Here is a 15,571-nt window from a genome sequence, read left to right on the forward strand (position 1 = left end):
GGTTTTTTCTTTGTCAGATAAAAGGTAATTTGGACTACCAGCCCGGATTTTGAACTAAGTTCCTGTTGATTTGCATCTCTCCCAATGGAATCGGGGATAGGTAGTCGCGCATGGTAAACTTTTGATTGAACAACAGCACTTCGCGGTAATAAGATACGGCATCCTTTTGGGTAATATCCCACCCTTTAATCGGCCTGTTAAGCTCAATATGAGCAGTTTTCCAACGTCTTAAATCCCAGTAACGGTGACCTTCAAAAGCCAGCTCGATGGCACGTTCCTGTTGGATAATTTCCCGTAAGCCCTCTTTGCTTTGAAATTTGGTGGGATTGGTCGAGAAATTTGTCCACGAATACTCCACTGTAGGCAAGCCTGCCCGGGCCCGGACCAGGTTAATCCAATGTGTTGTTTCTTCACTATATCCGTTAACTTCATTGAGTGCTTCTGCATAAAGCAGGTACAAATCGGAAAGCCTAAACTCAGGCCAGGGATAAGGCGATTGGTTTCCGCCCAATACGTTGCCGTCGGCGGCTGCTACTGTTTCAATATTTACCAATTTTTTAATGCCGTATCCCGTAATGGAGAAGTTGCTAATCCCTTGCCGCGCGGCAATCTCGCCTGCGCGGATTTGCACGGCGAACAAGTTGTTGACGTTGTAATTGTTTACCCAATTACCAAACCAGATGCCTCTATCAAATGACACGCTGGCATAAAAACGGGGCTCCCGGTTAAAATGCAGTTTTACGGTTTGCTCACCTTCTTTTACGTAAAACCGATCAGCGGCTGTAGCCGTACGAAGACTGTTTTTGTCGCTGTAGTCCCACAATCGATCTTCAGTAATGGGAACGCCGTTTGCCGAATAATAACGCTCAACCGCCTTCAGTGTGGGTGCGAGGATGCCCTTGGGCCCCGATCCACTGACGCCCGCGGCGATTAACGGCATGGCCCATCGCTGCATATCCGTGGCCCGGCTGTTTGTATTGACCCAAATAACTTCCGTACTGTTCTCCTTGGTGGTCAACGCAGTACGGTAATCCAACTCTACTTTAATAGTATCGTTGATGACATATCCGGGATTACCGAAAAAAGCATGTAAGGCAAAATTATTGGCATGGCAAAAATCAATGGCTTCCTTACATGCCTGCGCAGCCCTGGCCCATTTGCCGGGGTCTACTGTTGGATTAAACAATTGGACGCCATCCTTGTCCTTGAAATTGGCGTATTCGGGATTGCCGTTATATAATGGGCTCGCGGCCGTTACCAACACCTTTGCTTTCAGCGCGAGTACCATGGCGCGGGTCACTCTCCCTAACTCTGAATTTTCTGTACCTAGTACCCTGTCAGGCAGGTTCACATTTGCATTGGCCTCGTCGAGTAATTCCACGATATAATTCACCACATCATCAACGGGCTGCCGTTTCAATTGCACCTCATCCGGGCCGGTGGAAATGGGCAGATTTTCTTTGATCAATGGAATAGGGCCGTAACTCCTGAATAGAATGAAATGGTAATAAGCCTTGAGGAACTGTACTTCGGCAATCCACCGCTGACGTTCGAATTCCTGCAATTCGTCTACTTTGTGGATGTTATCGAGAAAGATGTTGCAGTCGCGCAGTGCGATAAACATGGGGCGGCCACTCCTTCCGCCAGACCAATAGTCGCCAAAAGGCGAAGCCGTGTTTTGCAATCCTAAAGCAATGCTGTAAAAATCCTGGTTAATGTCAATCGGTGGATTTGGGTTCCATACTTCATCAGCGGTAAAAAAGGCCGGATTGGTATTGAAGTGACCATTGTTTGGCATGTAGGAGTAGCACGTGAATAGGTATCGTTCTGCAGATGACCGTAAATTAAACGCGTAGTCCAAGGTAGCAATGTTGTCAGGTACGACATCTAAATACTTGTCGCAAGAGAGCAGCAAAGCAGTGCACAATGTGATTGTTATTGATTTAATAATTTTCATAGCTGGTCGCATTTAAAAGCCTACTTGTAAACCGAAATTAAGAACCCGCTGCACCGGATAGCCCAAACCTTCTCCGCCCATTTCGATATCCCACAGCTTGAATTTGCTCCAGGTATAGGCATTGTTTACCGTGGCATAGACTCGGAAATTAGCCACCCTTATCCGTTCCGTAAGGTGTTGAGGCAAGGTATACCCCAGTTCAACCTGTTTTAGCCGAACAAATCCGCCGTCACGCATAAACCATGTGTTCCGTTGCGCACTATTGGCATTCAATTCTGGGCTGAGCCGCGGCCATAGCGCATACAGATCTCTGTTTTCTTCCGACCAATGGTTATCAGCATAAGCCTTCAAAAGTTGGTTTTGTAAAATAGTTTGGGAGCTATACGATTCGCCGCTATATACGTACCTTGAAAACGGCGACGTCTGGGCTACGTCAATAAAGAATGAAGAACGAGCGGATCCCTGAATGAAGGCCGATAAGTCCACTCCCTTGTATGTAGCAGTTAATTGCGTCCCCCAAATCAGCTCAGGTCGTGTCGGATGCCCGATGGGTACCATATCCAGCGGAGATATTTGCCCATCACCATTGACATCCCGAAATTTGATATCGCCTCCCATAGTGGGAAAGCTGCCAAATGATTGGGTGGGTGAACTTCTTACTTCTTCGTCGTCCACGAAGAGGCGTTCAGCAATATATCCCCACGACTGCGCTGTTGGATGGCCAACCCGATATAGCCAAGGTTGCTCATATATCGGTTCTTCATAAGCTTTGTAATAATTTCTTGCAAATGTCAGGTTACCCCGGGCGCCCAAGTACAATCCATTCATGAAGGAGTGGCCGTAATCCATTTGCACCTCATAGGAGTTCGAACGTGCCTTACCTACGTTAGCTTTCGGCGTAGCTCCCTGAAGCCCCATGGTTCGCGGAATCGAAGCCCTGTCCATTAGGATATTGTATCGGTTATCCGTAAAGTATTCAGCAATCACATTGAGTTTGTTCCATAAACTGAACTCCAACCCAAACGTACTGTTCAAAGACGTTTCCCAGGTGATGTCCAGATTCTCATAACGGCTCACCGAAATGCCGGATCTGCTGTAGGATCCCTCCGTTCCGAAACTCGCTCCGTTGGTACCATCAAACATATTTACATTCGAGAGGTAAAAGAATCGGTCATTCTTGTCTCCGATGGCGTCTTGCCCGACGAGGCCGATGTTACCCCTGATTTTTAAGTTCGTAATGGTACCCGAAAGCGGTTTGAAAAACGGTTCATTGGAAACCTGCCATGCCAAACCTGCTGATGGGAAAAAACCGTAACGCTCCGTGCGGTAAAAGCGTTCCGAGCCATTGTAGCCGAAATTGGCTTCAAAAAAGTACCGACTGTCGTACCCGTAGGTGAACCTCCCGGAGATACCGAGGTTTCGGGAAGGTAATGCCGCCTGTAAATTACTGGCATTCCCATCCAGCCTGGAATTCATAATCAGCACCGTCATGGCTCCCACGGCATGCTTTTCGTTGAACGTCCGGTTATAATTGAAAGCCGATTGAAAATGAAAGACAGATGCTACTTCCTTATCGCCAGGTACGTAGTTAAGAAAGTCTGTGCCCGTATCCGGATTGATCGCATTGACGGTCACCGCGTCGTTGAGCTTATCATAAAACCCGACTTGGTAATAAAAAGGCACGTATGCTCTTCTCAGATCGAAAAAAGCCGTACGGTTGATGTTGGTCATCGCGTTCAACGACAGGCCGGGAGTCAGGAATGCAAAGTCCTGTTTCAGTTCCAATTGAGCAACCATCAATGATCGTGCAGACTCCTTAAACCCTTGTACCATATCGGCATAAGGATTCAAGTAGCGACCTTGGTCGGCATTGCCAAACATGATGTGTTTCGCCGTACCGTATTCGGCAGGATAGGAAGGTAAGAACATAACCGGATTGGATCGCATAATCTTGCGGTATAAGCCTTGACCCTCATCAAGCGGTCCGTTGTAGTCATCGAAATTCCCATTGAGAAAGACGGTCACCTTGCTTGACTTGGAAACATTCAACTCCACATTCGAGCGAAGGTTATAACTGATCAATTTAATATTGTTGTCAAAATGGTTACGGGAGTCTTCTTTCAGGATACCATTGTCTTGATTCATGGTCGCTGCTACGTAATACGTCGCAGCTTGCCCACCACCGCTTAAATTGAAATTCAGCCGCTGGTTCAATGTAGCGGTTTTCAACAACTCATCCTGCCAGTTGACCGTGGGAAAAGCAATCGGATTAGTTCCGGCGATGGTGTTGTCTATTTTGCTTCGTGAATAGGGGGTTGGAGTAAGCGGTTGCCGGGTCACATAGGCTTCATTGTGCAATTGCATGTAGGTGACGGGATCGGCGAATTCCAAGTTTTGGGTAGGTGAAGAAATGGAGTTTTCATATCGCACGTTGATTCGGGGCTTACCGGCCACACCTTTTTTGGTGGTCACCAGGATGACGCCATTGGCACCTTTTGCCCCATAAAGGGCGCTGGACGCAGCGTCTTTCATGATGGAGAAACTTTCAATATCGTCCGGCTGCAACCTTGCTAAATCCGTAGTCGTATATTCCATGTTGTCAATCAGGATAAGTGGCGATGCTTTGTATCCGAATGTGGTGGCTCCTCGGATGAAAAACTCGGCATTATCCCTTCCAGGTTCTCCGCTTCGCTGATAGGCGATAACACCGGCGAGACGTCCGGCCAATGCGGTAGTTAAATTGCTCGAAGGGACCTTCAGTTCCTTTGGGTTAATTGTTGTTATCGATCCGATAACAGATTCCTTCTTTTGGGTACCGAACGCGACCACCACAGCTTCCTCCAATTGTCCTTCGACCATCCGGAGCTCCACATTGATCACGTCCTTACCCGCAACGGGAATTTCTTGGGTTTCGAATCCAACCATCGAGAATACCAGAATAGCATCTTCGCCAGGCGTCTCCAAAAAGAATTTACCGTTTAGGTCGGTGGTCGTTCCAACATTCTGTCTGTCTTTAACGATAACCGATACTCCCGGCAATGGCCCCTGATCATCGGTAACGGTACCACGAATTTCTTTCTGAAAAGAATGAGTGTCCACGATGTCGATGAAGTTGTCTTTATACCCGGGACTTTTCGCATGCAGCAAAGCATGATGACCGCAAAAGACAAACATGAGAAGGCCAACACCTACCTTACGGTACAGTGAATTATCTTTCATAATCATGTTTCAATTTCAATTAAGCATTTACTTGGTTACTAGTCAAGGCCATTTGATACTCGGACTTTAACAACACGATATGCCTTGAAATACACCGTGCCGATATCAGTCAAACGATTGCACAAATTAAATCAGGTAAATTTTTCCATAAGCATTTTTTAAGGTTTACTAATTAGTTATCTAAGCGAAACGAATTTCGTCAACTAAAGTACACGTAACTAACCCTTTATTTATACCGCATATTAGCATGGTAATACGCGTTTTTGGCAAAAGCATGAAAATCTATTATTTAACCATCATCTTTTCCCTGAGAATTGCCTCCAGGTAATAATAGTCGGCGTAGATTAGGGATACATCTACCTCGCTATCCGATGGTTTCGAGCCGGTACTATGCCCTAAGATGAACCCTTTATTCGCTCCAGGTTGGGAGGCGTAGATGTCTTTGATGTTCCGCATGATCGTGTCGGCCTTTGCGCGATAGTCCGCATTCTTTTCGTCGAATGTGCTCAACTCATATAGTGCCGACGCCGTGATAGTAGCTGCCGATACGTCCCTCGGTTCGGCTGGGATACTGGGGGCGTCAAAGTCCCAATAAGGTATGAGATCACTAGGCAAATGTGGATGATTGAAGATATATGCGGCAACCGCTTCCGCCTGCTGTAAATACCGCGGATCGTGGGTTTCCCGGTAACACATGGTATAGCCATATAACGCCCACGCTTGGCCCCTAGCCCATGCCGAATGATGTGCATAGCCCTGATGCGTATGTCGATGTACGACAGTCCCTGTCTTCGGATCATAATCGATGACGTGCCAACTGCTGAAATCTTCACGGAAATGATTTTTCATGGTTGTGTTGGCATGAGCGACCGCAATTTGATAAAAGGAAGAGTCGCCGGTGAGTTTGGTTGCCTCAAAAAGCAACTCCAGATTCATCATGTTATCAATGATGACTGGAAACTCCCATTTATCTTGATTATGATCCCACGAGCGTATTGCACCAACCTTGGCATTGTAACGTGTAGACAACGTTTGTGCGGCTTTGACGATGATATCCCGGTACTGTTGGTTGTGAGTGAGCCGGTACGCGTTACCGTAGCTGCAATAGATTTTAAAGCCCATGTCATGCGTACCGGCATTGAATTTCTCTTTTTCAATGTCGCTGGTATACAGCTGTGCCTGTTCCTTCCAAGTGTTATCGCCAGTGAGTTCGTAGAGATACCAGAGGTTGCCCGCAAAAAAACCGCTGGTCCAATCCCGGGAAGGGACCAGTTTTAATTGCCCAGCTTCGATTGTGCGGGGCGCCACCAAGTTCTTTTGCTCGTTTTGCTCCTTTACTTTGTTGACTTCTTTTAGCAGCAAATGGGTTTGGGCAGCAGCCCTGTCAACCCGTTCGTCTGTTGGAATGTGGGCAGCACAACCGCCGAGAAAGTACGTAGCGACAATTAATTTTATGGATAATTTCGGGTATTTCATATGTGAAAAAAGGCTATGTCAATTACTAAAGAATAAAATCAGTTTATCCAGATTAGCGGGTGTCTGATGGGGAGGTTTCGTATCACTTCTTCCTCACTCGGTTTGTGGTCGAGTCTGCTCCAGGCTGCCAACCAAGCATCGTTTTCATATGCGCGTGCTCCGAAAAATAGAAAGGGTTGGGCCACCGGCCAATTGTCCCAGTACATCACATCCTGCGGAAAAGGCCATTTGCTCTTATCGTCGACGAAAGGAAATAAATAGGCTATTCCGTTCTCGATGGATCTACCATCCGAGGTGGTATAGTCCCATAAATTGTCTTCCGGTGATGAAAGTATCTGGCAAATCATTGCCATGGCATCCAGGTTGAATAACGAATAGCCATAAGGTTTGGTGCGATTAATTTCCCGTGGGAAGCTGCCATCGCTAGCCATTTGATCGGGTAGCAATACCTGCTTAAAGCGTTCTCTGCAAAACGACAATCGCTTTCCGTCGTTCGTCAGTGAAGCAAAAGCAGCGACTTGCATCACGAAACAGGTGCCATGGTTGTTTTTGGCATTCATCTCTGCCTCACCATACGGGTGTGTCATCAACCAATCTAAATAAGCTTCAAACCATCCTTTGATACGTTCCAATTCCGCTGGCTCAATATGTGCCTGCATTGTTAAAATCCCCTGAGCCACTTCCATCAGGTGTATGGTGTCTATGATGCCAATACCACGTCCGGTAAACCTGCCTTTGATAGCCTGTGCATAAAGTAGCGAAGGATTCATGCGGGTTCCAGCATCCACAAACCACGCTTTGAGGTGCGGGATTGCGGCACGGACATATTTATGATTTCCGGTTAGTTTATACGCGGATGCCAATGTGCCGATTATCTCGCTGAACCGTATCAATGCTAAACGGTGTTCGACAAAATTATCGGGATTGCTAAGACCATCCCGCTGGATATAAGGGCCATCAGGTTCTTCGGGGTCTGGCCACCAATAATCGCCTTCGGAGTAAAAGTCATTGATGCCACCGGCGCTTCTTGACGCTTTGAATGCCGTAATCGTAATCGGCTTTCGCCGTAACGCTTGCTTGGCTTCCCGCAGGGTTTGCCGCTTCAGCAATTGGGCAGCCTTTATGAAATACGCATCGACGAGTTCCGTCTCTGCACCATTCCTTTGGGCATGAACGGGGCTACCTATTGCGAAGAATAATGCGATGATATAAATACCCTTCTTCATAGTTACTTCGTCATTGCAACAAATTCAACAGAAGCAACCGTATTTGGCTTTCCAGCTGCTGGTGCCGAAATGCTCGTCTCCAGTGTACCGTTGGCCTGCCTGGCTACCCGTATTTCGCGAAAGGTGTAATCCCCTTTTTCATAGTCATATGTCACCCCATCATCGTCATATAAGCGGTATGTGCCCGGCTTGTGACCGTAATACCTGATTTCCAAATCGATTTTTTCTTCCGGCTTGGGTGCGTGCATCAATGCCGGACCGAATGGGATGATGCCACCGTCTTTTACATAGACGGGGATACGGGCTAACCCAGGTGTGACGGTAATAACCTCACCGTTTCCTGCGTATTCGCCCGTATAGAAATCATACCAATTACCGTTTGGCAAGATGACCGTTCTGCTTTCCTGCCCGGCAAACATCGGGGCAACCAACAAATACTCCCCGGCCATATACTGATCTTTCACTTCTTTACTCACCGCTTCGGCATAGGGATTCTCTTCCAGGTCGGCCGATCCCTGCTGCTTGACGACATCGACGTAAAAACCCGGTTCAAGGTTCATTGCCCTGAAGGGTGGAATCCCTTGAAAGTGGTATTTCGCGAACTCGCTGTACCAATAAGGCATCATCTGCATCCGCAGGACTGCCATTTCGCGCACCTGGTTTTCCACTTCTGGATACGTCCAGGGTTTGGTACCGCTCGACCATGCATTGATCATGGCCATAGGCGAGAATATCACAGATTGCATACGCCGTAGCCACTCCTCTGCGGATTTCGAGGCGCGGGCTTCGGGCGTCCACAAGACGCCCGAAAAACCGCTATTGATGAGGGCAGTGATGAAATCCTCGTGGTTATAGTAGTCGTTGTAAATCACATACGGGTATGAGACGGCACCGGCGTTGGATCCGCGTACCAAGCCGAACGTACGCTGGTTGCGATTATGAAAAAGTTGTGTGCTATATCGTTGTACCAATAAACCATACGTTTGCCGTAATTGTTCGGCCGTCTTTCCGGAAGGGAACGTAGCTACATCAGGCCATAAATAATGGTCGTAACCATCTACCTCATCAAATTTGTATCCACTCACACCGATAGCTACCTGGCTTTTGTTCAGTTGGCCAAAGAATAGATCACGGGCTTGCGGCAGGGTGAGGTCTGGAACGGCCCCCAACCATACGGTATGCGAGCCTGTAAACGGCAATATAGACTTATAAATAGGTGATTGCGGTGCCACATAGGGGTTGGTCCAGAGATTTACCCTGACGCCTTTGGCAAGCATATCGTTGACAAACTGCTGCGGACGTGGGAAGCGTGTGGTATCCCATTCGAACGTACAGGGATAGGCTTTACTTTGCCAGCCCGGTTCAAGTCCGACAAAATCGAGCGGGAACCCCCTGTCGGCAAACGCCTGTACTTCTTCGGCCACATCGTCCGCTGTATAGAGCGTTCTGACCCGTTGTGTGAACCCGAGTCCCCATCTTGGCGGCAGGCATCCACCGCCGTTGAATAGGTTGAAACGGCTCACTGCCTCGAGGGGGGAAGGCCCTGCAAAAACATAGAACTCGACACCGTCGGCCGGAATCAGTATTTCCACCGCATCCGAATAAGGGCGCGAAGACCAGCTCTTGTCAAGGTTACGATCCTTTACCTCCGGAAAATCCTCGCTATCTAACCTAACTGCAGTGCCCGCATATACGGTAAGATATCGAGCGGCATTGATAAATACCCCATATCCTCTGGACGACACATAGAAAGGCACGGGAGCATGGGTACGGCCATTGTCCCTGCCACCGTAGTGATCCACGTGTAGGTTCAGCACTTTCCCCCGTTGATACACACTTTGGAAATTCAAACCAAAACCGAATACTTGTTCGCCCTTTTCCAGGGGAAAACGCAAATAGGTTTCGCCGTTCATCACCGTAGCAGTAATTTTCGCTTGCTCCAACGGAAAGTGCGCACCGGCCATTGCGTGGATGGCATCCTCACGTGGCTGGACTTCCGTTATGGTTAAGAAATTGTAGGCATCGGGGGTTCCGATGCTTCCTTTCCAGACACCGGGCAACACATCTCTCCACGTGATCTGAGCAGTTACTGAAATGACGGAAAATGAAAAAAGAATAATTAAACTGATTTTTTGGAACTTCATAAGCTATTAGATTCGATATCGATGATTAAGGATTTACATATTCTTTTTGATAATTTAGAGGACTCTTACCGGTAATGTCTTTGAAGCTTTTATAAAAGCTGGTAAAATTATTGAAGCCGCTGCTGAAACAGACTTGTTTCACGTTTAACTGATTTTCGATAAGCAGTTTGCACGCTTGACCTACTTTGATTTCCGTTAGAAATTGTGAATAAGTTTTCTGCGTGCGCGATTTGAAAAACCTGCAGAACGAGTTGGGGCTTACATTGGCAATTTCAGCAATCTCATCCAAAGGAATCCGTTTCCGGAAGTTGCGGTACGAATATGCATACACATCTTTTAACCGCTCCTCTTCGGCTTGCTCCACCGTTGATTGGAATCCAACCGAGGACAGCTGCTCAACGTCACTCTTCCCGGCTATTTCCACCAAAATCTGGGTCAAGATGATTAACCGCTGGGCTCCATTCGCATGGAGCATTTTTGCTAACAGCCTCGCAACTGTAGCGTTATTCCTTCCGTTTATTTTCAGACCTCTTTTGGATCGTTCTAAAATATCTCTCAGTGATCTGTTTTCGGGTAAATTTATGAAACAGCTCCCCCATAGGTCTTCCCTAAAATGAGCTACCCGTACGTCCACGGGTGCACGGTAGCGTCTTTCAAAATACATATCATCAAATCGCCAATAATGTGGCAAATAAGAACCCACCAATAGGATGTCGCCCTGATTAAAGCGCCGCATGCTGTCGCCAATGAATTGCATGCCCTCGCCTTTATTGAAGTGAATCAGTTCCAGTTCCTGGTGGTAATGCCATTTATTGTTTATCGATGGTTCCGAATCTTGCCTAACACTGAATGACTGTGCAGGTCCAAACGATACTTTCAGTAATTGTGGTTTCATCGTTTATCTATTTCAGTTGAATGAATAATTGGACTAATATTTACATCTAGTCTATTGATCGCTCCGTGTTAACGATATGCCGCTTATAAATGGTAACGCGAAATAACACCTGTGTTTCCAGGACGTAAAGTTGAAACGCCCGGTCGACAAATAGGTGCACTTTTCGGCAGAATAAGGGGTGAAAAATGGTTTTTATCGAAAAAATGGCTATTATCCAATATAGGTTATCAAATTAAAAGCCTATTTTTATGATTTGGTTATAACCGATTTTTATTCCAAAAATGCTATTTAGGAATATCGTTTTATGTGGCTTCGCGTTTGCTGCTCTCTTATTGAAGGCATCGGCACAGTATCCGTACATGAAATTTACCCACCTCGATGTAGTTGATGGACTATCACAAAATACCGTATATGCCATCAGTCAAGATCACTTAGGGTTGGTGTGGATTGGAACACGGGATGGGTTGAATAAATACGATGCTGGTAACTTTACCGTTTACCGGAATGCGCCGTATGATACCACTTCATTGAGCGATAATTTCATCCAAACAATCTTTGAAGATCAGCATCGGCGGCTTTGGATCGGGACAAGCAATGGCCTTAACCTATATGATCGAGCAAACGATCGTTTCATACGCATTGCATTGCCGTTCTCGGCAATGGATCAAGAAGAGCCCTCCGTGTATACCATTATAAGTGATAAACGCGGGAATGTATGGGTAGCTAGTAATGGCGGGTTATTTAGAATTATTGAAGACCACCAGCCTTACGCAAAACTGATATTCAGTGCGTATGAGACAACTATTGGAAGTACTCAACATGTATTTTCCAACGTGAGATCACTATTTGAAGATGCAGATGGCGTGCTTTGGTTAGGTACCGAACATGGTTTACTGGGCACCATCATTGACGAGAAATTTCCTAATAAGCTCACCGTGAAAACCTATTTCGTAAAAGGACAAACAAACAATGGCTTAAATGACAATTGGATTAACACCGTAAATGAGCTCGATAAGGGCAAATTATGGATAGGCACTAAAAGCGGAGGTATCAATATTCTCGATAAAACAACCAACACATTTACCTATCACGTTCATGTTGATAACGACATACAGAGCATCCCCGACAACGATGTACGGTCAATTTTGAAAGATAGGCGGGGAAATATCTGGGTGGGGACATTCAAAGGGCTGAGTCTCTATGAGGACGGGGCGTTTTTGACGTATACCGATCAGCAGTCGACGGGAATCAGCAACAATTCGATAAGGCCTATATTCCAGGATAACCGGGGATCCATCTGGATTGGCACCTACTTCGGTGGCGTCAGCATCTTAGATCCTGATATCCCGAATTTTCATAACTTTTCGCAAGGGCCGAATGCAAATAGCTTAAGCTATAACGTAGTGAGCTCTTTTGCACAAGATGAACGAGGTAATTTGTGGATTGGTACGGAGGGGGGTGGATTAAATTACTACGAAATAGAAACGGGTACGTTCGAGCGTTACAAACACCTCCCCGGCAATAGCCTTAGTCTTAGCCACAATACTGTTAAAACGCTCTTCCGGGATGAAAAGGAGGCTTTATGGGTGGGGACCTATCAAGGCGGATTGAATGTCCTTGAAAAGGGAGCGCAATCGTTTAAACATTACAAACATGATCCGGGCAATCCAACCTCACTTTCGGACAATAGGATTTATGCGATTACAGCGGACAGTCAGGGAAATTTATATGTCGGAACATATGGAGGCGGATTAAATATAAAACGGAGCCACCACGCTGATACATTCGACATCGTGCGGTACCCGCATATCAGCTCCGACCAAATCCGCACAATTTTCGTGGACTCAGAGGAAAACCTTTGGGTGGGCACCAGGAATGGGCTAAACCTACGGCACCCTGGTACCAATCAATTCCACGTATTTAAATCGGACCCTGCAGACGAACATTCAATTAGCGGAAATCTTATTATCAGTATATTTGAAGATAGTAGAAATAACCTTTGGATTGGAACCTATAACGATGGGTTGAACCGTTATAATCCACGCGATCGTACATTTACCCATTATAACATAGCGGATGGTCTACCGGGAAATAATATATTCGGCATATTAGAGGACAAATTGGGCAATCTTTGGTTAAGCACAAATGGCGGGCTCTGTAGATTTAACCCTATGTCCGGTCTTGTCAGAAACTACAACACGACAGATGGCCTTAATAGCAATGAATTTAACTTCGGCGCATATTCCAAATTGGAGAACGGGCGTATGGTTTTTGGCAACGCCAGGGGATTCACCATATTCGCTCCGGATAGCATGAAGATCAATGCATTTGTACCACAAGTGATATTTTCAGATTTTAAACTATTTAATAAATCCGTGGCTCCGGGCGAATCTGATGTGCTTCAGCAACACATTTCAGTAACCAAATCCATTACAATACCACACAATAAGGGTGTTTTCTCCATCGAATTTGCTGTATTGAATTACATCATACCTAAGAAGAACAAATACGCCTATAAACTTGAAGGGTTTGATAATGAGTGGAATTACGTGGAGACTCCCGTTGCTAGCTATACTAATCTAAACGCGGGCCATTACACCTTATTGGCCAAAGGAGCAAATAACGATGGAATTTGGAATGATACCCCGATTGCTTTGGACATCCATATCCTTCCACCCCCTTGGAGGACCTGGTGGGCGCATTTAATTTACGTGGTGATGGCGGGTATTGCTATATATATGTGTGTCAAATTTATCAATGTACGTAATAAGTTGAAGCATGACTTGTTGGTTGAACATATGGCGCTTGAAAAACAGCGGGAAATCCATGAAGAGAAGCTCAATTTCTTTGCTAATATTTCGCATGAGTTCCGTACACCGCTTTCGTTGATCATTGGGCCAATTGAACGGCTTTTGGATGAACCGAACCTGCCAAATACCTTCCAATCGTTATTGGCCACAGCACAACGCAACGGTCAGCGGCTACTGCGACTTGTCGATCAGATATTGGATTTTAGGAAACAAGAGAGTGGACTTATGCAGCTCCACGTTAGCCACATCGAAATGGTAGGTTTTCTCAGCCAAATCATTGATACGTTTGAATACCTTGCTAATGAGAAGCGTATTACCCTTCGTTTCGACAACGTATGGGGCCAGCCTCTAACGTTGTGGGCAGATCGGGACCAATTGGAAAAGGTTTTGTTTAATCTCATTTCAAACGCGTTCAAATTTACGCCAGATGAGGGGAATATTCGTGTCAGGTTAAGCAAAACCTTGCCCTCGGACAGCTATCCAGAAGGCGCTGCCCAAGTTATTGTGGAAGACAGTGGTATCGGAATACCAGCAGAGAGACAGGATGCCATTTTCGGGCAGTTTTATCAAGTTCATAATCCGGAAAGAAATAATTCGCGTAGCATTTCCGGTTCGGGCATTGGCCTTGCTTTATCTGATGGTCTTGTTAAACTACACGGTGGTGTGATTAATGTTGTTAGCAATCTTCGTAACGAGGCGGCTGACTTACGCGAAATCAATACTCGGTTTACCGTATTGCTTCCATTAGGTAAAGATCATTTTAGCCAACAGGTACTTTTTAATACCGGAGAATATGTAGAATGCTGTGAATTATCCGAATCGATGAGCCCGCTGTTAATTTGTAATGACTCAGAAAATGAATCGTCTAATAAAAACTTCAACCTGAAGCCGGACCGGGCGATGCCCCTTATTCTAATTGTCGACGATAACGATGAATTAAGGTCATTTATTGCAGATGGGCTGCGTGGGCAATATACGATCATAGAGGCTAGTGACGGTTCTGAGGCTTGGGAATTGATTAGTAAGACGCAGCCAGATATTGTGGTCAGCGATGTCATGATGCCTATAAGCGACGGGATGGAGTTGCTGAAAAAAATCAAATCAGAAAATGAAACCAATCATATCGCGGTCATCCTGTTGACCGCCCGAACAGCTCCTGAACATGTAATTGCAGCCTTGGAAAGAGGCACTGATGATTACATTACAAAACCTTTCAGTTTCGAGGTGCTAATGTTGAAAATTTCAAATATCCTTCAAACGAGGGAAGGAATAAGGAAAAAATTCATCCAAGAGTATCTACTAGAATATGCTTTGCCAGCGTCGAAAACAACTGCAACACAGGACGTTTTAGCAAAAATTATTGAAATCGTTGAGCATAATCTAACCCAAAATGAGTTTAATGTCAATATGTTGGCGGCGGAAATAGGCGTAAGCCGTAGTGCGCTCTTTCAAAAAGTAAAACAACTTACCGGTCTGAACATCATTGAGCTTATCAATTCGATTAGATTAAGAAAAGCAGCGCGCCTATTGGAGAGTCAACATCAATTAACAATCAGCGAGGTGGCTTACCGAACAGGGTTTAATGACCCTAAATACTTCAGTCGATCATTCAAATCCTTTTTTGGGGTGGCGCCCCGAGAATACACGCGGTCTGCGCAAGCCGGCCAGTAATGAATCGCGGCCGCTCAGGGCCGGGCGTCGCAATGAAAAAAACCATGTGTGGAAGCCGGGGCTTGACCTACCGCGGCTTGGAAGATAACCGAAGCCAAAGCGAAATAATCGAATAACGTATTAGCATGATTAATAGGTTAAAATGAATTGATTTTATGACGATATATCCTTTG

The 15,571-nt window shown here is 46.0% G+C and carries 7 protein-coding genes; 1 reads left to right on the forward strand and 6 read right to left on the reverse strand.

Going from position 1 to position 15,571, the window contains the following annotated elements:
- Window positions 1–34: 34 nt before the first annotated feature.
- The 6 genes from VNQ80_RS10070 to VNQ80_RS10095 all read right to left on the reverse strand — a co-directional run bounded on the left by VNQ80_RS10070 (window position 35) and on the right by VNQ80_RS10095 (window position 10,917).
- Complete coding sequence (locus VNQ80_RS10070) at window positions 35–1,957, reverse strand: RagB/SusD family nutrient uptake outer membrane protein (RefSeq protein WP_325638077.1); 1,923 nt, start codon at window positions 1,955–1,957, stop codon at window positions 35–37.
- 12 nt (window positions 1,958–1,969) lie between these two features.
- Complete coding sequence (locus VNQ80_RS10075) at window positions 1,970–5,176, reverse strand: TonB-dependent receptor (protein WP_325638079.1); 3,207 nt, start codon at window positions 5,174–5,176, stop codon at window positions 1,970–1,972.
- A 285-nt stretch (window positions 5,177–5,461) separates the two neighbouring features.
- Entirely contained in the window at window positions 5,462–6,652 is a 1,191-nt protein-coding gene (locus VNQ80_RS10080; protein ID WP_325638080.1) for a glycoside hydrolase family 88 protein, read from the reverse strand.
- Window positions 6,653–6,690: 38 nt separating this feature from the next.
- Window positions 6,691–7,878, reverse strand: coding sequence for an alginate lyase family protein (locus VNQ80_RS10085; RefSeq protein WP_325638082.1), 1,188 nt, complete (start codon window positions 7,876–7,878; stop codon window positions 6,691–6,693).
- 2 nt (window positions 7,879–7,880) lie between these two features.
- Window positions 7,881–10,022 (reverse strand): TIM-barrel domain-containing protein, encoded by a 2,142-nt coding sequence (locus tag VNQ80_RS10090; RefSeq protein WP_325638084.1) that lies wholly within the window; start codon window positions 10,020–10,022, stop codon window positions 7,881–7,883.
- Window positions 10,023–10,047: 25 nt separating this feature from the next.
- Window positions 10,048–10,917, reverse strand: a complete 870-nt coding sequence (locus VNQ80_RS10095) for an AraC family transcriptional regulator (RefSeq protein WP_325638086.1) — start codon at window positions 10,915–10,917, stop codon at window positions 10,048–10,050.
- A gap of 281 nt (window positions 10,918–11,198) precedes the next feature.
- Between VNQ80_RS10095 and VNQ80_RS10100 the strand changes: the two genes are divergently transcribed.
- Complete coding sequence (locus tag VNQ80_RS10100) at window positions 11,199–15,398, forward strand: hybrid sensor histidine kinase/response regulator transcription factor (protein WP_325638088.1); 4,200 nt, start codon at window positions 11,199–11,201, stop codon at window positions 15,396–15,398.
- The last annotated feature ends 173 nt before the right edge of the window (window positions 15,399–15,571 follow it).

This window comes from Parapedobacter sp. (assembly GCF_035556095.1).
Taxonomy (GTDB): domain Bacteria; phylum Bacteroidota; class Bacteroidia; order Sphingobacteriales; family Sphingobacteriaceae; genus Parapedobacter.

Coding starts and splice junctions, on each gene's coding strand:
- VNQ80_RS10095 (WP_325638086.1), bottom strand. CDS start 10,917: ATGAAACCACAATTACTGAAAGTATCGTTTGGACCTGCACAGTCATTC.
- VNQ80_RS10085 (WP_325638082.1), bottom strand. CDS start 7,878: ATGAAGAAGGGTATTTATATCATCGCATTATTCTTCGCAATAGGTAGC.
- VNQ80_RS10070 (WP_325638077.1), bottom strand. CDS start 1,957: ATGAAAATTATTAAATCAATAACAATCACATTGTGCACTGCTTTGCTG.
- VNQ80_RS10090 (WP_325638084.1), bottom strand. CDS start 10,022: ATGAAGTTCCAAAAAATCAGTTTAATTATTCTTTTTTCATTTTCCGTC.
- VNQ80_RS10080 (WP_325638080.1), bottom strand. CDS start 6,652: ATGAAATACCCGAAATTATCCATAAAATTAATTGTCGCTACGTACTTT.
- VNQ80_RS10075 (WP_325638079.1), bottom strand. CDS start 5,176: ATGAAAGATAATTCACTGTACCGTAAGGTAGGTGTTGGCCTTCTCATG.
- VNQ80_RS10100 (WP_325638088.1), top strand. CDS start 11,199: ATGCTATTTAGGAATATCGTTTTATGTGGCTTCGCGTTTGCTGCTCTC.